General features: G+C 31.1%; 20 protein-coding genes. 17 read left to right on the top strand and 3 right to left on the bottom strand.

Annotated features, from left to right (window positions below; genetic code table 11):
* Nucleotides 1-27 precede the first annotated feature (27 nt).
* The 3 genes from BSD9I1_RS13295 to htpG all read left to right on the top strand — a co-directional run bounded on the left by BSD9I1_RS13295 (nt 28) and on the right by htpG (nt 5,615).
* The gene (locus tag BSD9I1_RS13295; protein WP_186430715.1) at nt 28-1,746 is read left to right on the top strand and encodes a diguanylate cyclase; all 1,719 of its coding nucleotides are present in this window, start codon (nt 28-30) and stop codon (nt 1,744-1,746) included.
* A 295-nt stretch (nt 1,747-2,041) separates the two neighbouring features.
* Complete coding sequence (gene malQ, locus BSD9I1_RS13290) at nt 2,042-3,514, top strand: 4-alpha-glucanotransferase (RefSeq protein WP_186430714.1); 1,473 nt, start codon at nt 2,042-2,044, stop codon at nt 3,512-3,514.
* A 220-nt stretch (nt 3,515-3,734) separates the two neighbouring features.
* Nucleotides 3,735-5,615 (top strand): molecular chaperone HtpG, encoded by a 1,881-nt coding sequence (gene htpG, locus BSD9I1_RS13285; RefSeq protein ID WP_186430713.1) that lies wholly within the window; start codon nt 3,735-3,737, stop codon nt 5,613-5,615.
* A 39-nt stretch (nt 5,616-5,654) separates the two neighbouring features.
* On the opposite strand, the gene cls is transcribed toward htpG, so the two are convergent.
* Nucleotides 5,655-7,190: a cardiolipin synthase gene (gene cls, locus BSD9I1_RS13280; RefSeq protein WP_186430712.1), complete on the bottom strand. Its 1,536-nt coding sequence runs from the start codon at nt 7,188-7,190 to the stop codon at nt 5,655-5,657.
* 176 nt (nt 7,191-7,366) lie between these two features.
* On the opposite strand from cls, the gene BSD9I1_RS13275 reads away from it, so the two are divergent.
* The 4 genes from BSD9I1_RS13275 to BSD9I1_RS13260 all read left to right on the top strand — a co-directional run bounded on the left by BSD9I1_RS13275 (nt 7,367) and on the right by BSD9I1_RS13260 (nt 11,880).
* Nucleotides 7,367-7,819 carry a MarR family winged helix-turn-helix transcriptional regulator gene (locus BSD9I1_RS13275; RefSeq protein WP_035309308.1) on the top strand — a complete coding sequence of 151 codons (453 nt, stop codon included), beginning with the start codon at nt 7,367-7,369 and terminating at the stop codon, nt 7,817-7,819.
* Nucleotides 7,820-7,852: 33 nt separating this feature from the next.
* Entirely contained in the window at nt 7,853-9,787 is a 1,935-nt protein-coding gene (gene ftsH / locus BSD9I1_RS13270) for an ATP-dependent zinc metalloprotease FtsH (RefSeq protein ID WP_186430711.1), read from the top strand.
* Nucleotides 9,788-9,840: 53 nt separating this feature from the next.
* A complete protein-coding gene (locus BSD9I1_RS13265) occupies nt 9,841-10,257 on the top strand; it encodes a thioesterase family protein (protein ID WP_186430710.1) in 417 nt (138 codons plus the stop codon).
* A gap of 219 nt (nt 10,258-10,476) precedes the next feature.
* A complete protein-coding gene (locus BSD9I1_RS13260; RefSeq protein WP_186430709.1) occupies nt 10,477-11,880 on the top strand; it encodes an MATE family efflux transporter in 1,404 nt (467 codons plus the stop codon).
* A gap of 158 nt (nt 11,881-12,038) precedes the next feature.
* Here BSD9I1_RS13260 and BSD9I1_RS13255 read toward each other — a convergent pair whose 3' ends face one another.
* The gene (locus tag BSD9I1_RS13255) at nt 12,039-12,662 is read right to left on the bottom strand and encodes a TetR/AcrR family transcriptional regulator (RefSeq protein ID WP_035309304.1); all 624 of its coding nucleotides are present in this window, start codon (nt 12,660-12,662) and stop codon (nt 12,039-12,041) included.
* A 222-nt stretch (nt 12,663-12,884) separates the two neighbouring features.
* Between BSD9I1_RS13255 and BSD9I1_RS13250 the strand changes: the two genes are divergently transcribed.
* From BSD9I1_RS13250 to BSD9I1_RS13225, 6 genes are all read left to right on the top strand, one after another.
* The gene (locus tag BSD9I1_RS13250; RefSeq protein ID WP_186430708.1) at nt 12,885-14,594 is read left to right on the top strand and encodes a methyl-accepting chemotaxis protein; all 1,710 of its coding nucleotides are present in this window, start codon (nt 12,885-12,887) and stop codon (nt 14,592-14,594) included.
* Nucleotides 14,595-14,737: 143 nt separating this feature from the next.
* The gene (dhaS, locus tag BSD9I1_RS13245; RefSeq protein ID WP_186430707.1) at nt 14,738-15,304 is read left to right on the top strand and encodes a dihydroxyacetone kinase transcriptional activator DhaS; all 567 of its coding nucleotides are present in this window, start codon (nt 14,738-14,740) and stop codon (nt 15,302-15,304) included.
* Between the two features lie 178 nt (nt 15,305-15,482).
* A complete protein-coding gene (locus BSD9I1_RS13240) occupies nt 15,483-17,075 on the top strand; it encodes an oleate hydratase (protein ID WP_186430706.1) in 1,593 nt (530 codons plus the stop codon).
* A gap of 191 nt (nt 17,076-17,266) precedes the next feature.
* Nucleotides 17,267-18,322, top strand: coding sequence for an energy-coupling factor ABC transporter permease (locus BSD9I1_RS13235; protein ID WP_186430705.1), 1,056 nt, complete (start codon nt 17,267-17,269; stop codon nt 18,320-18,322).
* Nucleotides 18,323-18,383: 61 nt separating this feature from the next.
* Nucleotides 18,384-19,196: a cobalt ECF transporter T component CbiQ gene (cbiQ, locus tag BSD9I1_RS13230; protein ID WP_186430704.1), complete on the top strand. Its 813-nt coding sequence runs from the start codon at nt 18,384-18,386 to the stop codon at nt 19,194-19,196.
* A complete protein-coding gene (locus tag BSD9I1_RS13225; protein WP_186430703.1) occupies nt 19,193-19,948 on the top strand; it encodes an energy-coupling factor ABC transporter ATP-binding protein in 756 nt (251 codons plus the stop codon). Before cbiQ ends, BSD9I1_RS13225 begins: the two co-directional genes overlap by 4 nt.
* Nucleotides 19,949-19,989: 41 nt before the next feature.
* On the opposite strand, the gene BSD9I1_RS13220 is transcribed toward BSD9I1_RS13225, so the two are convergent.
* Complete coding sequence (locus tag BSD9I1_RS13220) at nt 19,990-20,631, bottom strand: MBL fold metallo-hydrolase (RefSeq protein ID WP_186430702.1); 642 nt, start codon at nt 20,629-20,631, stop codon at nt 19,990-19,992.
* Nucleotides 20,632-20,787: 156 nt separating this feature from the next.
* Between BSD9I1_RS13220 and BSD9I1_RS13215 the strand changes: the two genes are divergently transcribed.
* The 4 genes from BSD9I1_RS13215 (at nt 20,788) to BSD9I1_RS13200 (ending at nt 23,253) form a co-directional block, all read left to right on the top strand.
* Nucleotides 20,788-22,035 (top strand): sugar MFS transporter, encoded by a 1,248-nt coding sequence (locus tag BSD9I1_RS13215; protein ID WP_207653907.1) that lies wholly within the window; start codon nt 20,788-20,790, stop codon nt 22,033-22,035.
* A 76-nt stretch (nt 22,036-22,111) separates the two neighbouring features.
* Entirely contained in the window at nt 22,112-22,657 is a 546-nt protein-coding gene (locus tag BSD9I1_RS13210; protein ID WP_186430701.1) for a flavodoxin domain-containing protein, read from the top strand.
* A gap of 147 nt (nt 22,658-22,804) precedes the next feature.
* Nucleotides 22,805-22,999: a YwbE family protein gene (locus tag BSD9I1_RS13205; protein WP_186430700.1), complete on the top strand. Its 195-nt coding sequence runs from the start codon at nt 22,805-22,807 to the stop codon at nt 22,997-22,999.
* A gap of 14 nt (nt 23,000-23,013) precedes the next feature.
* Nucleotides 23,014-23,253, top strand: coding sequence for a YdbC family protein (locus BSD9I1_RS13200; protein ID WP_186430699.1), 240 nt, complete (start codon nt 23,014-23,016; stop codon nt 23,251-23,253).
* Nucleotides 23,254-23,291 lie beyond the last annotated feature (38 nt).

The following is a 23,291-nucleotide window of genomic DNA, read 5'->3' as shown; positions in this document are numbered from 1 at the left end:
ATTATAATGGAGTTGAGGAAATAGAAAATGGCAACATATGAAGTTGATAAACATAAAAAAATATATGAAATATTATCAGTTGTAAAATTATCTTCATTATTATTTTCAGGGATATCGTTTTTTCAATACTTTTTTAGTGATAAAAGATATATGTACGATATGAAGTATGCTTATTATAGTGTAATAACTGTTGGATCTATTTTAATGTTATTGTCGTTGATTTATGGCATATGGTCATTTTCAACAGCTAGAAAGGATTATTTAAGGAATAGTAGTTATAGTCATGAAATAGAGAATATTGTATTTGTAGCTGTATTTTTTGGTACTATACTTATTTCTGGTGGTTATGAAAGTCAGTATAAGTTTCTATTTTTATTTATTATAATAACTGCTACTATAGAATCAGGCATGAAACAGGGTATAGTAGTAGCGTGTATTTCTTCAATTATGATATTAGCAATGGATATTGTATGTTTTCAAGATGTAGGAGTAAATAAATATTTTGAAAATGATTTAATATTATCTGGAGTTTTTATTCTTACAGCATGGCCGTTAGGGTTTTATGTAAAAATAGAAAATGAACATATTGAAGAACTACAAAGGTTAGTAAATCAGGATGGACTTACTGGTGTATATAACCATAGATTTTTTCATGATGTATTAAGAGAAAAAGTGATGTCATATGAAAAGGAAAATAAACCCATTTCTATGATATTCATTGATATAGATTATTTTAAGCATTATAATGATCTTTATGGTCATCAAAAGGGTGACGCAGTACTTAAAAGTATAGGATCAATACTCAAAAATAGCGCAAGAGAAGATGATATTGTCGCTAGGTACGGGGGAGAAGAATTTTCAATAATATTACCTAATACTTCAGAAAAAGATGCAATTAGTATTGCAGAAAACATAAGATATAAAATAGAAAAGACTTACTTTGAGGGAGAAGAAAATCAACCTAATGGGAAGATAACAGTTTCAATGGGAGTTTCCATTTATCCAGATAAAGCAAAAAGTGATGTTGAACTTATTAAAAGTGCAGATGATGCTCTTTATAGAGCTAAGTTTTTTAATAAAAACAGGGTTGAATGTTATACTTCAATACTCGATGAATTAAAAAATGATATAGAAGAAAGACATATAGATCTTGTTACATCCATAAAAACTTTGATAAGTGTTATTAATGCAAAAGACAGATATACATATGGACATGTTGAAAGAGTTGTAATTTACAGCAAAATGCTGGCAAATAAACTTGGACTTGATGAAGAAGATAAGAAAAAACTTATATACGGAGCTTATATGCATGATATTGGTAAGATAAATATTCCAAAGGAAGTATTAAATAAAAGAATGTCATTAACTAATGAAGAATGGGAAATGCTTAAGGGTCATCCGTTAAATGGAGTAGAAATAATAAAACCTGTTGAATCACTAAGGGACATTGGCCCCCTCATACTGCATCATCATGAAAGGTATGACGGGAAGGGATATCCAAGTAATCTTAAAGGGGAACAGATACCTTTTCTAGCGAGAGTTTTAACAGTTGTAGATAGTTTTGATGCTATGACATCCAATAGACCATATAACAAAAGAAAAACTTATGATGAAGCTATTGATGAGCTAAAAAGATGTAGTGGTAATCAATTTGATCCAGTTATTACCCGAGCATTTATAGATCTAATTCTTGAAAGCAACTGCAATATTGGGTATGATTCTTCATTAAATTTAAAATCATCTTAAAATAATTAAACGAAGTTAAAACAGGTTAGTCAAATAAAAATGACTAGCCTGTTTGCTATTAGAAAGTTAAGTGTGATTTCAATAAAATGCAGTATAATGAAATTTTTAAGTAATATAATATTGTAAGGTTGGATATGGTTCAATAGATAAGGGAGCTATGACGGCAATGTTAGTACTTGCAATTATTCCAATTGTAATATTTTACTTTGCATGTCAGAAATATATTATAAAGGTGTTGTATCAGGGACTGTCAAGGGGTAGATTGTTACAGCGATGATGCAGTAAGGGGGAGAAAATGAGAAGCAGCGGAATATTACTACCAATTGCTAGTTTACCATCAAAGTATGGAATAGGATCATTTTCGAAAAATGCATATGAGTTTATAGACAAATTAAAAGAATCAGGGCAGAGTTACTGGCAAGTACTTCCCTTAGGGCCTACAGGATATGGGGATTCGCCATATCAATCTTTTTCTACTTTTGCTGGTAATCCCTACTTTATCGATTTAGAAGCATTAATAGATGAAGGGTATTTAACTAAGGAAGAATGTAATGCCTATGACTTTGGGGATGATGATAGATATATAAACTATGAAAAAATATATTTATCAAGATTTAGAATATTAAAAACCGCATATGTCAGAAGTGATATTAGTAAAAGAATAGAATTTCAGGAGTTTGTGAGCAAAAACTCTTACTGGTTAGATGATTATGCTCTTTATATGTCCATTAAAAATCATTTTTTGGGTGTTAGTTGGAGTAAGTGGGAAAATGATATCAAAATGAGGGAAACTGATGCAATGGAAAGGTTTAGAATCAAGTATGCAGATGAAATTATATTTTATGAGTTTTTGCAGTTTATATTTGCATTGCAATGGTCAAAGTTAAAAAACTATGCTAATGAATGCGGTATTAAAATTATTGGAGATATCCCAATTTATGTTGCTTTTGATAGTGCAGATGCATGGTCTCATCCAGAATTATTTCAACTTGATGAAAATAGAAATCCAATTGCAGTTGCAGGGTGTCCACCAGATGCATTTTCAAAAACAGGACAGTTATGGGGCAACCCACTTTATGATTGGGAGAAACACAAAAGTACTTCCTATGCTTGGTGGATTCAAAGGATTGCACATTCGTTCAATTTGCACGATGTTGTTCGCATAGATCACTTTAGGGGTTTTGATGAATATTATTCTATACCCTATGGGGAAATCACAGCAGAAAATGGCATTTGGAGAAAGGGGCCCGGCTATGATATCTTTAAAAAATTAAAAGATAAGCTTGGTAGTTTGAACATAATTGCTGAAGATTTAGGACTTTTAACAGAAAGTGTTTTACAGCTTGTTAAGAAAACTGGATATCCAGGAATGAAAGTATTAGAATTTGCTTTTGATTCTAGAGAAGAAAGCGATTATTTACCACATAATTATTATAGAAATTCTGTAGTTTATACTGGAACCCATGATAATGAAACCATTTTAGGGTGGTATAAAAACCTTAATCCCCAGGATAAAAAGTTTGCCATAGACTATTTAGATATTACCAATGAAAAATACATTAATTGGAAGTTTATTAGATTAGCACTTTCAAGTGTTGCTGATTTAGCAGTGATACCAATGCAAGATTACTTGGGGTTAGGTAACAAAGGGAGGATTAATACACCATCAACAGTTGGAGATAACTGGAGATGGCGCTTATTAGAAAATGAATTTACCACTGAATTGACAGAAAAGATACGGAAGATTACAAAATTATATGGAAGATAAAAGGGGGCAAATTTTACTGCGGTTCTAGGATATTTTAAGGTGAATTGATACATGACAATCAACAAAGAGGATTTAATGGAATAAGTAGGATAACTTAAGAGGTATTGACATAAGATTTTAATTGTGATATATAAAAATTAGGGGTTAGCACTCGACGAGCTGAAGTGCTAATAATAAAAGCTAGAATATATGATTTTTATTACGAAGGGAGAAGATTTAATTGGAAACAAAAGAATTTAAGGCCGAATCTAAAAAACTTTTAGACATGATGATTAATTCAATTTACACGCATAGGGAAATTTTTTTAAGAGAACTTATTTCTAATGCTAGTGATGCCATTGATAAAATTTATTACAAAGCATTAACAGATGATTCTTTAACATTTGAAAAAGATAATTATTATATTACATTAGATATAAATAAGGAGGATAGAATACTCAAGATTTCCGATACTGGTATAGGAATGACAAAAGAGGAGCTTGAAGAAAATCTTGGAGTTATAGCAAAAAGTGGATCCTTAGCATTTAAAAAGCAAAATCAACTTAAAGATGGCTATGATATAATTGGTCAATTTGGTGTAGGATTTTATTCTGCGTTTATGGTAGCTGATAATGTTACTGTTATTAGTAAGGCATTTGGAAGTGAAACAGCTTACAAGTGGGAATCTAAAGGCGCAGAAGGTTACACTATTGAACAGTGTGAAAAAGATTCAGTTGGTACAGAAATTATACTTAAGATAAAAGAAAACACAGAAGATGAAAACTTTGATGAATATTTAGAAGAATATAGATTAAGATCTATTATTAAGAAATACTCTGATTTTATTAGATACCCAATTAAAATGGATGTAACCAAGAGCACACTTAAAGAAGGCAGCGAAAATGAATATGAAAGTTATAAAGAAGAAGAAACTATAAACAGCATGATTCCTATATGGAAAAAGAATAAAAGTGAACTTGCAGATGAAGACTACAGCAATTTTTATGCTGAAAAGCACTATGGCTTTGATAAGCCATTAAAACATATCCATATTAAAGCAGAAGGTACTGTAAGCTATAATGCAATTTTATTTATTCCAGAAAAAATGCCATATGATTTTTACACAAGGGAATATGAAAAAGGTTTAGAGTTATATTCAAATGGCGTTATGATTATGAATAAGTGTGCCGATTTATTGCCAGATTACTTTAGTTTTGTAAAAGGTATGGTGGATTCAGAAGATTTATCTCTTAATATATCTAGAGAAATGCTTCAACATGACAGACAGTTAAAGCTAATTGCTAAAAATATTAAATCTAAAATAAAAAGCGAATTAGAAAATACTCTAAAAAATGAAAGAGATAAATATGAAGAGTTTTATAAGTCCTTTGGAAGACAGTTAAAGTATGGTGTATACAGTGATTTTGGAAGTAACAAAGATGTACTTCAGGACTTATTAATGTTCTATTCATCAAAAGAGAAAAAGATGGTTACTTTAGGTGAATATGTTTCTAGAATGCTTGAAGATCAAAAATATATCTACTATGCTGCAGGAGAATCAATTGAAAGAATTGAAAAACTTCCACAAGCAGAACTTGTATCAGATAAGGGATATGAAATACTATTCTTTACTGATGACATAGATGAATTTGCTGTAAGAATGATAATGAGCTACAAAGATAAAGAATTTAAGTCTGTATCAAGCGGTGACTTAGGAATAGAAGCAGAGGAAAATAATAATTCTTCAAGTGTAGATGATAAGGAAACAAAAGAGATATTTGAATATATGAAAAATATTTTATCTGATAAAGTAGCTAGTGTTAAAGCGTCAAAGAGGTTGAAAAATCACCCTGTATGTCTTTCTAGCGAAGGAGAACTTACAATAGAAATGGAAAAAATATTAAATTCCATGCCAAACAATGAAAATGTGAAAGCAGACAAAGCTTTAGAAATAAATATAAATCATGATGTATTTAAATCATTAAAAGAAGCTTATGAAAATGATAAAGATAAACTTAACTTATACACAAGTGTTCTATATAACCAAGCACTTCTTATTGAAGGATTACCTATAAGTGATCCAGTAGAATTTACTAATAATATTTGTAAACTAATGAAATAAAAAAAGAAGGAATTTCGCAAAAGCGAAATTCCTTCTTTTTTACATCAGCGGTGCAAACACACGTAAAACTAATGTCATAATCTTTTTATACCAGGATAAATTTCTATATTGATTTAAATCAACAAATTTACATTTTTTCAGTGTATCAATAAAATCACCCTTAATATCAAGAATACTACTTGTTTTGTACATCCATACTGCACATTCAAAGTGTAGATAAAGGCTTCTGTAGTCAAGATTAATGGTACCTATTATAGCAAAGTCATCGTCTGCCACAATAGACTTAGCGTGAATAAAGCCAGGGGTATATTCATAAATCTTTACGCCACTTTCAATTAAAGGTTTATAATATGAACGAGTTACTGTATGAACATAGGCTTTATCAGGAATAAAAGGAGTTACGATTTTAACATCCACTCCACGTTTTGCTGCCAAAGATAGAGCAATAGTCATTTCATGGTCAAGAATTAAATAAGGAGTATTGATGTAGATATAATCCTTTGCATTGTTAATTAAGTTCATATATACAGATTCACCTAAAGCTTCCCCATCTAAAGGACTATCAGCGAAAGGAAGTATATAGCCATCCTTTTCAAATGCTTTTCCATCAGCGAACAAACACTTATACTTATCATAGTCTTCATCTGTATTGTTCAAATAGTTCCACAGAGAAAGAAACATAATTGTAAAGTTCCAAACTGCTTCACCTTGAATCATAATGGCAGAGTCTTTCCAATGCCCATATTTTTCGCAGGCGTTTATATATTCATCTGCAAGGTTAACACCACCTGTAAAGGCTGTATGGCCATCAATCACAACAATTTTACGATGATCACGATTATTTATTCTTATTGATAGTACTGGAATGAGAGGATTAAAAGCACAACACTTAATGCCAAGATTTTTTAGATGTTTATCATATTTATATGGAAGTTTTGTTAAGCAGCCAAAATCATCATAAATCACACGAACATCTACGCCTTGATTTACTTTTTCTATGAGAATATCTAAAATAGAATTCCACATGACTCCTTCTTCGATAATAAAATATTCTAAAAATATATATTTCTGTGCTTTTTTTAATTCTTGTTTTAATCTTTCGAATTTCATTTCCCCAGGTGTTAAATACTCTGAAAATAAATTTGGGTATACAGGACATAAAGAATACTTTTCTATATAACGTGCTTGATTTGCCGCATTTTTATCTTTAGATTCAATTTCCTTTAAAGTATTTTTATCTCTATTTAAAATATTAAACATTTTACTATACATTAATTTCATTTTTTGTTTATTACGCTTGCTAATCTGGTTCCCACCAAACATTAAATAAAAAAGTCCTCCGAAAATAGGAAACAGCATAATTGGAATTATCCAGGCTATCTTATATGCAGGGTTGTTTTTATTGTTAATAATCCACAGTACTGCAATAGCGCTGAGTAGAGAGCTGATAGTATTAAAATAAATGAAATATTCTCCAAACTTCCAAATCATAATAACAAGAGTAAAAATCTGAACAAGAATAGCACATCCAATTAAAAATGCTCTGCTAAAAAGTAATTTTAATAATTTTTTCATAAGCATGACTTCCTTTTGAACTATAATTTATACAATATATGAAAACTTTAATAAACATTTATGACTAATTTATTAATTAACTGTTCTGTGTATTGACAATATAAATTATAAAACATATTATCTATATTGTATATATAATTTAATGAATGTTTACAAAAAGTTTGGAGGAATAGAATATGGAGGTTATGGATTTTAATAATACTATATGGAATTTGCTTAGAGATATATCGGTAAATATGGATAGTATTTTCCGCCCCATGTATGACAAGCATGGGTTAACTGCTATGCAGGTAAGAATACTTACAGATGTTAGAGAACAGGAACAAACAATTGGAAATTTAGGAAAGAATTTATGTGTGGCAGGGGCAAATATTTCAGCTATGTGTAGGAAGTTAGAAAAAGAAGGGTTTTTAAATCGTGTGCGAGATAAGATGGATGAAAGAGTTGTAAAAGTTCACTTGTCAGAAAAGGGAGAAAGTGCTATTTTAGATATTGAAGATTTGCTTACGAGAAAGTTTGATATTTCTTTAAAAACCGAATCTACAGAAAATATAAATGACATTATTGAAGGATTACAAAAGCTAAATGTTTTATTACAGAAGATAAATAATTCAGATATGAGTTTATAGTAAAATTAATTAAGATAAGGAGTATTAATAAAAATGAAAAATATAAAGAAACTTAAAGGTCCTTTGTTTTATTATTATATACTGGCATTTATAGGACTTATGATGCTAAATACATGGCTTATGCCTAATCTTCAAAAACAACGTATTTCTGAAGTTGATTATGGAACATTTGTAAAAATGATAAATGAGAAAAAAATTGATACAGTGGAGGTAAGGGATACAAAGATTATATTTAATTCTAAAGCAGATGGTGAAGAAAAGATATATGAGACAGGAAGATTAGAGGATAAAGACTTTGTTCAGCGTTTGGAAGATGCTAAAAAAGCTAAAGAAATTAAATACTCTAGAGTAATTCCTAAAGAAAATTCTCCACTTACTAATTTTTTAATGAATTGGATTTTACCAATGGTTCTTTTCATAGGAATGGGGCAGATACTTGGAAGAATGATGCAAAAGAAAATGGGTGGCATGGGAAATAAAATGAGTTTTGGAAAAAGTAATGCCAAAGTTTATGTTGCTGCACAAACAGGTAAGACCTTTGGAGACGTTGCTGGCCAAGACGAGGCAAAAGAAGCACTTACTGAGATTGTAGACTTTTTGCATAGACCTGATAAATACAAAGAAATTGGAGCAAGACTTCCAAAGGGAGCATTACTAGTTGGTCCTCCAGGTACAGGGAAAACACTACTTGCTCAGGCAGTTGCTGGTGAGGCGAAAGTTCCATTTTTTTCTATTTCAGGATCTGAGTTCGTTGAGATGTTTGTAGGTATGGGTGCAGCAAGGGTAAGAGATTTATTTAAGCAGGCGCAAGAAAAGGCTCCTTGTATTGTATTCATAGATGAAATTGATGCTATTGGAAAAAAGCGTGACAATTCCGGCATGACTGGAAATGACGAACGAGAACAAACACTTAATCAATTATTAACTGAAATGGATGGGTTTGATGGTGGCAAAGGAGTTGTAATTCTTGCTGCAACTAATCGTCCTGAAATACTAGATAAGGCTCTTTTAAGACCTGGTAGATTTGACAGACGTGTTCCGGTAGAGCTTCCTGATTTAAAAGGACGAGAAGAAATCTTAAAGGTGCATACTAAAAAAATTAAAGTAGATAAAAATATTGATTATAATAAAGTAGCAAGAGCAACCTCTGGAGCATCAGGTGCTGAGCTTGCAAACATTGCAAATGAGGCGGCATTAAGAGCTGTAAGAAGCAACAGAATAGAGGTAAATCAATCTGACTTTGATGAATCTATTGAAACAGTTATTGCTGGATATCAACGAAAGGGAGCTGTTGTTCCAACAAAAGAAAAACTTATTGTTGCTTATCATGAAATTGGGCATGCCTTGGTTGCAGCAAAGCAAAAAAATACTGCACCTGTTCATAAAATTACTATTATCCCTAGAACCTCTGGTGCACTTGGATATACTATGCAGGTGGAAGAGGGAGAACGTGTTTTAATGTCTAAAGAAGAAATGCTTAATAAAATTACTACTTTTACTGGTGGACGTGCTGCAGAGGAAATTATATTCGATTCTATTACCACAGGTGCTTCCAATGATATTGAGCAAGCAACAAGAATCGCTAGAGCAATGGTTACACGTTATGGTATGAGTGAAGATTTTAGCATGATGGCGCTAGAAACTGTATCAAATCAATATCTTGGGGGAGATGCATCCCTAGCTTGTTCTGCTGAAACTGCAGCAAAGGTAGATACAGAAGTTTTAAAAATAATTAAAGAATCTTATAAAAAAGCAGTTGATATTTTAAATGAAAATAAAGATAAACTTCATGAATTGGCAAAGTATTTGTGGGAAAAAGAAACTATATCAGGTGATGAATTCATGGAAATTTTAAATGGTGGTAGCACAGAAATTTTAGATAGTGATAAGACTCAAGTTATAAATGATGATAAAACTGAAGTATTGGGAGATGACAAAACGGAAGTTTTAAATAAGAGTAACACATAAGTTAAAAAAATATAGAGTGAACTTTAAGTACTAATGAAAGGAATGAGTTTTTTATGTATAAAAGTACAACAGAGCTAAAGGTTAGGTATGCAGAAACAGACCAAATGGGAATTGTGCATCACTCTAATTATTATGTATATTTTGAAACTGCAAGAGAAGATTTTATTGTTGGATCAGGTGTTTCATATAAGGATATAGAAGATATGGGCATAATGATGCCGCTCATTGAAACACAATGTAAATATATTCAAGGAGCAAAGTATGCTGAAAATCTTATAATTGAAACTAGTTTAGATGAATTAACTCCAATTAAGGTAGTGTTACAATATAGGGTTATAAGAAATGATGATGATAAACTTATTGCAGAAGGAAAAACTACTCAGGCATTTGTAAATAAAGAAAACTTTAAAATATTAAATGTTAAAAAGAAGAATCCAGATCTTTGGAGTAAACTAGAAAATCTTAAATAAATACAATATAATATTGTAACCCTGAGGAGTGATCCTCAGGGTTTTAATTTATAATAAATTAATTATGTATAAAAAAGTAAATTATTCAAAGATAAACCTAGAGTAAACGTATAAAAATAAGTTTTTTAGACTGTTATCCTGGGAAATATATTTTTAAAGCGAATATAATGTAGTGTACAATAAAAGATATACAAATAAGATATAGAAAGAAGAATGATAATGGCTGACTTAGAATATAAGAATGCTGAAAAAAGTAAATTGTTTTTGTGGTTTAATAATTCAATCAGAGCTGATGTTATTAATATTGCATGGCCTGTTCTTGTAGAACTTCTTTTAGGATCACTTTTTAGTATGATAGACATGATGATGCTTGGAAGAATAACTGATAATGGAGTAGCAGCAGCTTCTGTTGCAGCTGTAGGTATAACAAATCAACCCTTATTTATAGGATTGTCCCTTGTTCAGGCTTTAAATGTAGGTGGTACAGCTATGGTTGCCAGGTATCTAGGGGCTGGTAAAAATGAAAAAATAGAAACAACATTAAAGCATGTAATGTTGTTAAGCTTGATGATGCTAGCAATACCTCTATCAATCCTTGGAATAATGTTTACTGAGCCTATTATGAAGTTTATGGGAGCACAATCTGATACTTTAGGAGTGGGTAAAACTTATTTTAAAATTATTATGATAGGGTTTATATTTCAATCATTTAGTATGTCTATATCAGCAGCACTTAGAGGAATTGGCGAAACAAAAATACCCATGAAGATAAACCTGAAAGCAAATTTTTTAAATGTTATTGGTAATGCAATTCTTATATATGGTCTTTTAGGCTTTCCAAGCCTTGGCATCACTGGAGCAGGAATATCAACTGCTATATCAAATGTGGTTGCAAGTATACTTTTATTTAGATATGTTATAAAAGGTGAAAGTATCATTAAACTTAATTTAAAAAAGCCTTTTAAGTTTAATAAAAATATAATGTACAATTTAATAAAGATAGGTGTACCTGCTTCTTTAGAGCAACTGGCTTTAAGGGTGGGCGTGCTTTTATTTGTTAAAATAGTTGCAGGACTTGGAACCGTTGTTTACGCAGCGCATCAGATATCACTAAATATATTAAGTCTTTCATTCCAGCCAGGCCAGGCCTTTGGGATAGCAGCCTCATCCTTAGTGGGTAGAAGCCTTGGAACTAACGAACATTCTCAGGCTGAAAATTATGCAAAAGAAACACGAAAAATTGGATCAATGATATCTACGTTTATGGCTGTAATATTCTTTTTCTTTGGTCCGCAGCTTGTAGGATTATATTCAAATGATCCAGAGATTATAAAGAAATCATCTATAGCCTTAAAAATAATAGCGTTAGTGCAACCGTTTCAGTCATCTCAGCTTATATTAGCAGGAGGGCTAAGAGGAGCAGGAGATACATTTTGGCCTTTAATAGCTACATTTTTTGGAGCAATACTAATTAGAGTTGCACTTGCACATATATTTGTCAACATATGTGGATATGGACTGGCGGGAGCGTGGATGGCGGTATTTGTAGACCAATTTGTAAGATGGCTATTTGTTTATATAAGATTTAAAACAGGAAAATGGAAATATATAAAGTTGAGATAAATACATTACAAATACTAGGAAAATCATAAATTACAAGATTATAATATCAATATTAAATAAGAGATTTATTAAGTCAAATTAAAGCTAATAAATCTCTTAATAATCTATATTTTCTAGAAACAAAATGAATTTTAAGAAATGAAATCTAAGAGTTAGTATTAAATTTCATTCTTAGTATTTCCTAGTCCTGACACCGTAAAACTTCCAAGCATAGATAGTTTCGATAACATCAGTGCTATGTCCCTTGGGGATTTTTCTAGGTCATTTTCAAGCCAATGCATAATTACTCCTAAATGAGCTGAAAGTACGTAAGAAATAAAATACTCTTCCTCAACTAACATATTTCCTGGATTATACTCACTTGACAGTTGTTTTTCAAATAAATTAGCTTCTATAAGTTTTTTAAGCTTAATGCGAAACATGGGATCACCCTTTGGACCTAAAATAGCCTTAATGAAGCTTGCATTTTCTTTAATATATTCAAGAAGCTTTATTGTAAATGGATCAGAGTCACTTACAAGATTTATATTTAGCAAATCTAGGCAATCTAAATTTTTGGTATGCTCTTGAATTTCTTTTATCAATTCTTCTTCGACCTGTTCTAATAAATCATATTTATCAGCATAATGTAGATAAAATGTACCTCTATTTATATTAGCTCTTCTAGTTAAGTCTGTAACTGATATTTCATTAAAACCCTTTTCTTCAATTAAATCTGATAAAGTATCTTTTATTATCTTTTTAGTTTGAAGTGATCTTTTATCGCTAGAGTTTTTTGACATTAGAATATTTCCTCATTTCATAGTCATTCTATTGTGAAGGTAATACTTTGAAATTAATTGATATTATTAAGAAACTTATAAATATTATAATATTTATAAGTTTCTTAATCAACAATATGTCTATAAAAATATAATTGTTAATATATAATTAATAAAATTAAAGTAGATTATATATCGAACGATAGTATAGTTAAATATTTTATTAGGTTAGGGGGAAAGCAATTGCTAAAAACTATTAAAGGTAAATTGATTATCTTAATTTCAATGTTAGTAGCTTCATTAATTTTTATAGGAGTTTTTTCTATAAATAGTTTGAAAAGGATTAATAACCACTCTACTGTAATTTCAGAAAATCGAATACCAAAGATAATATTTTCAGAAGACTTAAATACAATGATGTCGGATTTCAGAATTTTGGAATATGAACATATAGTAACAGTAGATAAGAGTGTAATGAGTACAAAGGAAAAGGAAATGGAAGCTAAAAAAGCGGAAATTGAAAACATAATGTCTTTATATGAGAAATCACTTTATGAGGATAAAGATAAAGAGATTTACTCAATGGTAAAGAAGCAGTGGAGTGAATATATAATAGCTAATGAAGCTGCAATAGAACTTAGTAGAAATTTAAAAACTGATGAAGCCATGAAAATTATGAGCGGAGAAGGTAAAAAATCCTTTGACAGTGCAGCGGTATCTCTATTAGAGCTTGTGAATTTTAATAAAGAAATGGCCAGGACAGCAAGTAATGAAGGAAATGATATTTATTCAAAAGCAATACTGATATCAGTAGTAATTATTTCAGTTTTAACAGTAATTGCAATAGTTTTCGCGGGTGCTATTATATCTGGGATTTTAAAATCTTTGAATGTTTTAAAAAGAGAGCTTTTTGCACTTGCTGAAAGAGGAGGAGACTTAACACAAGAAATTAAAGTTAACTCTAAAGACGAAATAGCAGATTTGGCCAAGGCATTAAACTTATTTTTATCAAATTTAAGGACTATTATTAAGGAAGTTAAGATTACTGCTGAAAATACTTTGAAAATAAATGAAGTTATTAGTGCAAATTCAAGTGAACTTATGGAAAATGTACAAGAAGTGTCTTCTACTACCGAAGAACTTTCGGCAGGCATGGAAGAAACAGCCGCATCAGCTGAGGAAATAGCAGCTACTACTCAGGAAGTTGAAAGAGCAGTACAATCTATATCTCAAAAATCTCAAGCGGGTGCAGAGGCAGCTGGGGAAATAAACATAAGAGCTATTGAAACAAAGGATAGAGTTATTGAAGCTCAAGATAAAGCAAATACTATATTTATTCAAACTAAGGTAGAATTAGAAAAAGCAATTAGTGACTCTAAGGTGGTTGAACAAATTAGCATCTTATCTCAAGCAATAATGGAAATAACAGCTCAAACTAATTTGCTAGCCTTAAATGCAGCTATTGAAGCTGCCAGAGCTGGTGAAGCTGGAAGGGGATTTTCGGTGGTTGCAGATGAGATAAGAAAGCTTGCAGAACAATCAAAAGAAACTGTAATCCAAATACAGAACATAACTGAAAAGGTAATACAATCAGTAGGAAGTCTTTCAAGTAGTTCAAATAATCTACTGATTTTTATGACAGAGAATGTATCTAATGAATATAAATCTATGTTAAATGTAGCAGAAAAGTATAGTGAAGATGCATCTTTTGTAGATAACCTAGTTACAGAATTTAGTTCTACTTCAGAAGAATTATTAGTATCCGTTCAAAATGTTTTACAAACAATTGAACAAGTAGCAGAAGCAGCAGGTGAGGGGGCTTCTGGAACAACTAATATAGCAGAGAAAATAATACATGTAAATGAAAAAACTAATGGAATAGTCGAAAGCACAAGGGAATCTATTGGAATTGTAAACAATCTAAAAGCAGAAATGTCAAAGTTTATTGTTTAATTAACAAGTTTATAATCGTAAAAATACATAACAAATTATAGGATGAACTTTAAAGTTTATCCTATTTTATTGAGTAAAATCTTTCATTTAGGTATAATTTCAAGTGGGATTATATATTAACTTTGAAAATAGTAGGTGATTAATTGTCTAGTTCTTTAATAACGAAAAAGGCCCTTGCCAATTCCTTAAAGGAGTTAATGAAGGATATTCCTTTAAATAAAATATCTGTTAAGCAGATTGTAGAAAGTTGTGGACTTAACAGACAAACATTTTATTATCACTTTCAGGATATATATGATTTAACCGAGTGGATTTATAGGACAGAAGCAGTTGAAAGTATATCTCAATATAGGAGTTATGACACATGGACAGACGGATTTTATAGAATTTTTATTTATATAGAAAATAATAAATCGTTTTGTCTCAATACTTTAAATTCTTTAGGAAGAAATCATTTAGATACATATCTCTATTCAGTTACAAATGAATTACTTATGGGAGTAGTTGATGAAGTTTCTCATAATATGAATGCTAAGAAAAAGGATAAGGAGTTTATTGGCAACTTTTATACACATGCATTTACTGGCTTAGTTATCCAATGGATGAAAGAAGGAATGAAGGAAAATCCTAAAGTTATAATTGATAAGCTTAGTGAATTAATTGAAGGAAATTTTATAAGAGCTTTGGAAAGATACGAAAATAAGTCGTGATAAATTTTTAAACTTGTCACGACTTATTTTTTTATACATTTAAAGCGGAATGTATAAAAATTATACAGGCTATATTTTTTGATTATACCTATCCGAAATCAGAAGTATTATATTTATGTTATTGGAAAGTTAGATAAAGTGTTTCATAGAAAATTAAAAATTTATGGAGGGGATCTATATGAGAAGAGAATATGAAAACAAACAAATATATTTTGTGGGTGGTGGATTAGCATCACTTGCTGGAGCTGTATATTTAGTTAGAGATTGTGATTTCCCGGGCAAGAATATTCACATTTTAGAAGGAATGAATATTCTCGGAGGAAGTAATGACGGAGCAGGCAATGCAATTGATGGATTTGTTTGTCGTGGTGGAAGAATGCTTAATGAAGAAACTTATGAGAATACATGGAATCTACTTGCTTCTATACCATCCTTAGAAAGAGAAGCGATGTCAGTTTGTGATGAAATTCTTGATTTTGATCATGCACATCCAACTCATGCAAATGCAAGACTTATAAATAAAGATGGAGAAGTAACTGATGTTATATCTATGGGATTTGATGATGCTGATCGTATGGCACTATTGAAACTAATGATTACTCCAGAGGAAAAGCTAGATAATTTACGCATATGCGATTGGTTTGCAAAAACACCTCATTTTTTTGAAACAAACTTTTGGTATATGTGGCAAACAACCTTTGCATTTCAGAAATGGTCAAGTTTATTTGAGCTGAAACGTTATATGAATCGTATGATATTTGAGTTCTCACGTATCCAAACTCTTGAGGGTGTAACGAGAACTCCTTACAATCAATATGACTCTATTATATTGCCTATAAAAACTTACTTAGAGAATTTCGGCGTTGATTTTACCTTGAAATACACTGTTAAAGATTTAGATTTTGAAGAGGGGGAAGGAATTACTGTTACAGCAATTCATTATGAGCAGAATGGAAAAGAAGATGTAATTAAACTTAATAAAGGTGATTTATGCATTGTAACAAATGGTTGTATGACTGACAATGCAAGTTTAGGAAATTTTAATACCCCCGCAGAAATGAAAATAGAAAATCCTATCTCTGGGGAGCTTTGGGCTAAAATTGCATCAAAGAAAGAAGGACTTGGAAATCCAAAACCTTTCTTTGGTAATGCAGAACAAACAAACTGGGAGTCTTTTACTGTAACATGTAAAGGTGATAAATTTCTTAAAATGATTGAAAGATATTCCCGTAATAAACCTGGCAGCGGAGCATTGATGACATTTAAGGATTCCAATTGGCTTATGTCTATCGTAGTTGCAGCACAGCCTCATTTCAAGAATCAACCAAAAGACACTACAATTTTCTGGGGATATGGTTTGTATACCGACAAGGAAGGCAACTATGTAAAGAAGCCTATGAGAGATTGTACAGGTGAAGAAATGTTAATTGAACTTTTAGGACATTTACATTTTGAAAAGGACAGTGATGAAATTATGGATACTATAGTTAATGTTATTCCATGTATGATGCCTTATATTGATGCACAGTTTCAGCCGCGTGCAATGAGCGATCGTCCTAAGGTAGTGCCTGAAGGTTCAACAAATCTTGCAATGATTAGTCAATTTGTTGAAATACCAGAGGATATGGTTTTTACTGAAGAGTACTCAATCCGTGCCGCGAGAGTTGCAGTATATACTTTGCTTGGTGTAAATAAGAAAATTTGCCCAGTTACTCCTCATAAATATGATATTCGTACTTTGCTAAAAGCCTTAAACGCTTCGTATAGATAACTAGGCAAAGCACTCTTAAAATTACTACAAGATTAAAGTGAAAATTGACAATTGTAAAAAAATATGATACAATTATTTACAATTCAAATAAAAGATATAAGGACAACTTGTATATATGAGAATAAAACTCATAGAGGGTTGCAATTAAAGTTGCCCTTTATGAGTTATTGTTTTATTAGGAGTGTGATGATATGCACATGGCAGATGCCTTGATTTCGCCAATTGTTGGTGGAACAATGTTTAGTGCAACAGCTGGTATTGCTACTTATTCAGTGAAAAAATTGCAAAATGAGTTAGATGATAAAAAGATACCTTTGATGGGTGTTATGGGAGCTTTTGTTTTTGCAGCTCAAATGATTAATTTTTCGATTCCAGGTACTGGATCAAGTGGGCACATTGGAGGAGGATTACTTCTTGCTATTTTACTTGGGCCATATGCTGGATTTTTAACAATGGCGTCAGTACTATTAATTCAAGCACTTTTCTTTGCTGATGGAGGATTATTAGCTTTTGGTGCTAATGTATTTAACCTTGGATTTTACACATGCTTTATTGCATATCCATTAATTTATAAAGGTATCATGAAAAAGGGCTATAGTTCTAAGAAGATTTTTAGTGCATCTATAATTGCGTCAATAATTGGACTTCAAATGGGAGCTTTCAGTGTTGTTCTTGAAACATTGTTTTCTGGAAAGACTGAGTTGCCTTTTTCTAACTTTGTTATTTTAATGCAGCCTATCCATCTTGCTATTGGAATTGTAGAAGGCCTTGTAACAGCAGCAGTAGTTTCATTTGTTTGGAAGGCACGTCCTGAAATTATTGAAAAGTCTTCATTAAGACAACCCTTAGGTAATGTTTCAATAAAAAAGGTTTTTATTATCATAATAACAAGTGTTATAATAATAGGTGGTATTCTTTCATCATTTGCTTCTAGTAATCCAGATGGATTAGAATGGGCAATGATTAAAACGTCAGGTACGTCAGAACTAAAAACTACAGAAAGTATTCATGCAAAACTTTCTGAAATACAAAATAAATTAGCTTTTTTACCTGATTATAGTTTTAAAGCTTCAAAAGATATAGATAAAGAGGAAAATGAAGAGAATGAAGAAGTAGTGACAGGTATTAATGCTGAAACAAGTGTGTCAGGTATTTTAGGTGGAATTATGACTTTAGCTCTTGCTGCTTTAACTGGACTTGTTATTACTTTCTTTAGACGTAGGAAAAGAAAAGCAAAACCAATATAAATGAACAGGTGGCGAGGGGAGTAACCTCGCCAATATTTTTATTTAAGGGATGATCTAGGATATGGAAAATATAACTAAATCAATTTATAATATTCGTTTACTAGATGAATTAGCTGCTAGAAACACAATAATCCATAAAATAAATCCTATTGTAAAGTTACTGGTGACAATAATATATTTATTAGTAGTATTATCCTTTGGGAAATATGATATTATAGGACTATTACCATATGTTTTTTATCCAATTATAGTTTTTGTTTTGTCTGAAGTACCCTTTTTGCCTATGTTTAGAAGATCTCTTATTGTTTTACCTTTTGTTATAGGAGTTGGCATATTTAATCCATTATTTGATACAAAGACGTATATTATAATATGGGGAATTCATGTTTCTAATGGATGGATTTCTTTTGCCTCACTGATAATAAAGAGTAGTTTAACAGTTTTGGCAGGATTACTTCTAATAGCTACAACTGGAATTGAAAAGATATCATTAGCATTAAGAAAGCTATTTGTACCAAAAATTTTCGTCACTCAGTTTGTTTTAACTTATAGATATATTTCTGTATTGTTAGAAGAAACGGCACAAATTATAAAAGCATATCATTTAAGGGCGCCAATGCAGAAGGGCGTATCTTTTAAAGTTTCAGGGTCTCTTTTAGGGCAGATATTATTACGAGCCTTTGATAGGGCAAATAGGGTATATGATGCAATGATATTAAGGGGATTTCATGGAGAATATTTCTTTGCTGTAGATAGCAGGTTATCAATTGGTTCTATAGCATATTTATTTTTATGGGTGACATTTTTTTTTACAGCGAGGTTATTTAATATTCCAGAATTATTAGGAAAGATTATAACAGGGGTGATAACATGAGTCATGATTCTATAAATTGTAAGGATGTATATTATTCCTACCCTGATGGAAAGAAGGCGCTAAATGGAATTACATTTAAAATAAGTCACGGAGAATCTGTAGGAATCGTAGGAGCCAATGGAGCAGGTAAATCAACACTTTTGAATTTACTATTAGGAATTATTTTTCCAATGAAGGGTCAAGTTGATATTGGTGATACTACGATATGTAAGAGAACCTTGCCTATAATTCGTCAAAAGATAGGATTGGTATTTCAAGATGCTGATAATCAGCTTTTTATGCCATCCGTATATGAAGATGTAGCATTTGGACCACGTAATTATAAATTAGATGAAAAAGAAGTACATAAAAGAGTTATGAAAGCTATTGAAACCGTTGGAATAGCACATCTTAAAGATAGGCCGCCCTACAAGTTATCTGGCGGAGAAAAGCGTGCAGCATCTATTGCAACTGTGCTATCTATGGAGCCGGATATCCTTATAATGGATGAACCAACCACAGCATTGGATCCTAAATCAAGGAGAAGATTAATATCCCTGCTAAAAGAATTTCCTCATACAAAAATTATTGCAACTCATGACATGGATATGGTTTGGGAAACTTGTAAAAGAACGATAATAATTAGTGAAGGAATTATTATTGCAGACGGATTAACAAAAGAAATTTTATCTAATGAGAAATTAATGAGTAAGAGTTCTCTTGAATTACCATTATGCCTTCAGAGCTGTCCGATTTGCGGTAGTAAAAAATAACGTGCCAGGTGCCTGGCACGTGGCAAGTTATTTCTTGATGCTTATAATTTTAACACTGGACCATGACCAGGTACTATATACCTAATAGAAAGATTATATAATGTATCCTGTAGGGGTTTAAGAGCTGCAAGGCTTGGAATTTGATGTTCAACTATTCCTGATACTTCATTTTTTAAGTTTGAGGATATAATTGAATTTTCTAATTTACCCATTCTAATAAAGAGATCACTACTGAATAAAAGGCCTTGATTTGTTTCAAAGGCTAATAATCCTTCCCATAGATGCATTTCTGATGGATAAGATATAAAATTAAGATTTGCTCCAGCTAAAGATAAAGATTCTTCAGGAGCTGCTATTTTTACTTTTACATCCATGCCAAAGCCAGTAAGTTGGCGAGCAGTTATTGCAGAACATATGCATATAGCTTCAGGATAATGCTTTAAAAGCAGTGTTAATCCACCACACTCATCACTTTCAAAATGAGAAACAAAAACATAAGATAACTTCTTATAGCCTAAAATACTCTTTAACTTAGGAATAAGTTCATCTGTCATTTGATAACTTCCGGTATGTATGAGTATAGGTTCTTCTCCTAAAAGAAGAAATTGATTAAAGGATAAATTTATATGTTCGTTATAGGTATTAAACATGTAAAGACTATCAAAGATTTTGATTTGATTCATAATTAAAGACCTCCAATTTAGAAAAAATTATACTTGGAAAATTTCAATAACTCTATTTTATTTCATGTCTTATATAATATACATAATGATTAATAACTATTATAATATATTTGACATGCCTATTGTATAATAAATTAGTGAATTGGAGGAAAAGTTTTGGAGATTAATAAAAGTAAGTCTTACAGCAAAAATTATTATTTACTATTAGCAGTGATATTCGTTGGATATTTAGTATTTGGATTTTCAGAAAATATAAAGGGACCAGCTATTCCACGTATACAGACGGATTTTTTACTTGATGAAATGCAAATAGGGTTACTTTTGGCACTTAATTCATTGGGATATCTTCTTGCATGTAGTTTTACTGGAGTACTAACAAAGAAGTTTGGAATAAGGTTTTCTAATTTACTTGCTTTTGGAACAATGGCTCTTTCGGGAGTTTTTATATTTTTATCAGTAAATTATCCAACTCTTTCAGCGTCTTATTTCTTAATGTATATAGGTAATGGAATATTGGAAATAGCTCTTGGAATATTAGCAGCAAAGGTCTTTACTAAAAATACGGGTATGATGATGAACTTGGCACATTTTTTCTATGGATTAAGTTCAACTATAGCACCCATTGTTGCTACTAGAATTATGAGAGTATATGCCTTAGGGAGAAGCTTTAGTTGGCATGAAGTGTATTTAATAATGCTTTCATTATCAGTAATTCCACTAATAATGGCTTTATTTACAAAGTTTCCAAAGGATGATATTGAAGAAGATAAAGATATATCCTTTAAAGAATATACAAAGGACCCTGCTGCATGGATGATAGTAGTTATTTTATCATTTGGAGTAATTTCAGAACTTGCAGTTGGTGGATGGCTAGTTAATTTTCTTGAAAAGGTTTATAAATGGAATACAAATGCTTCCTCGGGATTACTTTCGGCATTCTTTTTTATGTTTACTCTTTCAAGGCTGTTACTTGGACCATTTACAGATAAGATTGGACTTACAAAATCACTTGCAATTTTTTCGGGAGCCTCAGGGATTCTTACTCTTATGGGGATAATTATTGGACAATCTGCTGCGTTTTTATTTGCTCTTGCAGGGGTAGGCATAGCACCAATTTATCCTACGGTGATGGCTATTTTATCTAAGCGATATTCTAAGAATAGCAGCACAGCCGTTAGCTTTACAGTAACACTTATGGGAATAGGAAGTGTTATAGGAAATTTTTTAGTAGGCGGTATTGTAGATTTATTTAGAAATATCTTTACAAAAATATATGGTGTAAAAAATGGACTTATAATAGGGATGGAGGCTGGATATGCCTTTGTAGGAGTTTGTGCATTGTTATGTTCTATTAGTTCAGTTATACTTTATAATTTCTTAAAAAAGCAAAACCAAATTATTTAAAATAGGATCAAGATATTGGGGGAATTGGGTAATTTAATATATAATATATTATATATTAAAGGTGGGGGAATAAATTATGTCAGAACAAACTAAAAGAGTCCTTGTAATTTATAAATCCAAGTATGGAAGCACAAAACGTTATGCAGAGTGGATAGCCAGCGTGGTAAATGCAGATTTACTTGAAAGCTCTAAAGTAAAAGCTGATGACTTAAACAAACATGACACCATAGTTTTTGGCGGTTCTTTACATGCGGTTGGCATTAGTGGAGTGAAGATAATTACTGATAACATCAAAAAACTTATGGAAAAGAAAATCATAGTATTTGCAGTAGGATGTACACCTGAAAGGGCAAATGATATTAATAAGGTTTTCTATGCCAACTTTAAAGAAGAGATGAGGGAAAAGATAAATTTCTTTTATTTAAGAGGTGCTTTTAATTATGAAAAATTGGATTTTGTTGATAAAATTATGATGAATGCACTTAAAATGAAGTTAAAAAGAATGAAGGAAGACGAAATTACTGAGGATGTTAAGGGGTTATTAGAATGTTATGATAACCCGGTTGATTGGACAGATAAAAAGGCTATTGAACCTATTGTTCAGTGTATAAATAAGATATAGAATGCAAAAAGTTAAGTCCTTGAGTTTTCAAGGGCTTTATTATTTGGGGGAAATTACACCATAGAGATACAATTATATGATAACTATGTTATAATGAATAGCGGTATAAATAAGAAAAGACTACAAAGAATATGAGGGAATAAAATTATGGATGGAACTAATAGAGCAAATATAAAAATAGGATTAAAGGTTTTGGTTGTGCAAAAGCAAGATCAACGCACAGGAAAACTAACTGAAGGAATAGTTAAAAAAATACTTACTAATTCACCAAATCATCATCATGGAATTAAGGTTATGCTTGAAGATGGTATAGTTGGAAGAGTTCAGCAAATAATAACTTAAGAGGAGTGTTAATAATGGCAGATTTTAAATTTGATATTAAACAAAATTTAGGAGTCATATCAGAAAGTGCAAAAGGTTGGAAAAGAGAAGTTAATGTGATGACTTGGAATAAGAAAAAACCAAAAGTGGATATTCGTGAGTGGGATGAAAATCACGAAAAAATGGGAAAGGGAATCACATTAAATAAAGAAGAGTTAAAAGAACTTAAAGAAATTTTAAATAATATTGACCTCGATGAGCTGGAAATAGAATAAATAATCATTATAGCAAAAAAAGCGATTGGTGAAAACCA

The organism is Clostridium sp. BSD9I1, from assembly GCF_900185645.1.
Taxonomy (GTDB): Bacteria; Bacillota; Clostridia; order Clostridiales; family Clostridiaceae; genus Clostridium_AK.
Note: the sequence above shows the minus strand (reverse complement) of the source record. Positions and strands in the feature narration are given on the sequence as shown.

Bases quoted from the DNA above. Each gene is read 5' to 3' on its own strand.
- BSD9I1_RS13200 (WP_186430699.1), top strand. From the start codon at position 23,014: ATGGCAGATTTTAAATTTGATATTAAACAAAATTTAGGAGTCATATCA.
- BSD9I1_RS13255 (WP_035309304.1), bottom strand. From the start codon at position 12,662: ATGTCAAAAAACTCTAGCGATAAAAGATCACTTCAAACTAAAAAGATA.
- BSD9I1_RS13265 (WP_186430710.1), top strand. From the start codon at position 9,841: ATGTATAAAAGTACAACAGAGCTAAAGGTTAGGTATGCAGAAACAGAC.
- BSD9I1_RS13205 (WP_186430700.1), top strand. From the start codon at position 22,805: ATGGATGGAACTAATAGAGCAAATATAAAAATAGGATTAAAGGTTTTG.
- cls (WP_186430712.1), bottom strand. From the start codon at position 7,190: ATGAAAAAATTATTAAAATTACTTTTTAGCAGAGCATTTTTAATTGGA.
- ftsH (WP_186430711.1), top strand. From the start codon at position 7,853: ATGAAAAATATAAAGAAACTTAAAGGTCCTTTGTTTTATTATTATATA.
- BSD9I1_RS13260 (WP_186430709.1), top strand. From the start codon at position 10,477: ATGGCTGACTTAGAATATAAGAATGCTGAAAAAAGTAAATTGTTTTTG.
- BSD9I1_RS13225 (WP_186430703.1), top strand. From the start codon at position 19,193: ATGAGTCATGATTCTATAAATTGTAAGGATGTATATTATTCCTACCCT.
- BSD9I1_RS13275 (WP_035309308.1), top strand. From the start codon at position 7,367: ATGGAGGTTATGGATTTTAATAATACTATATGGAATTTGCTTAGAGAT.
- BSD9I1_RS13220 (WP_186430702.1), bottom strand. From the start codon at position 20,631: ATGAATCAAATCAAAATCTTTGATAGTCTTTACATGTTTAATACCTAT.
- cbiQ (WP_186430704.1), top strand. From the start codon at position 18,384: ATGGAAAATATAACTAAATCAATTTATAATATTCGTTTACTAGATGAA.
- malQ (WP_186430714.1), top strand. From the start codon at position 2,042: ATGAGAAGCAGCGGAATATTACTACCAATTGCTAGTTTACCATCAAAG.
- BSD9I1_RS13210 (WP_186430701.1), top strand. From the start codon at position 22,112: ATGTCAGAACAAACTAAAAGAGTCCTTGTAATTTATAAATCCAAGTAT.
- BSD9I1_RS13240 (WP_186430706.1), top strand. From the start codon at position 15,483: ATGAGAAGAGAATATGAAAACAAACAAATATATTTTGTGGGTGGTGGA.
- BSD9I1_RS13235 (WP_186430705.1), top strand. From the start codon at position 17,267: ATGCACATGGCAGATGCCTTGATTTCGCCAATTGTTGGTGGAACAATG.
- BSD9I1_RS13295 (WP_186430715.1), top strand. From the start codon at position 28: ATGGCAACATATGAAGTTGATAAACATAAAAAAATATATGAAATATTA.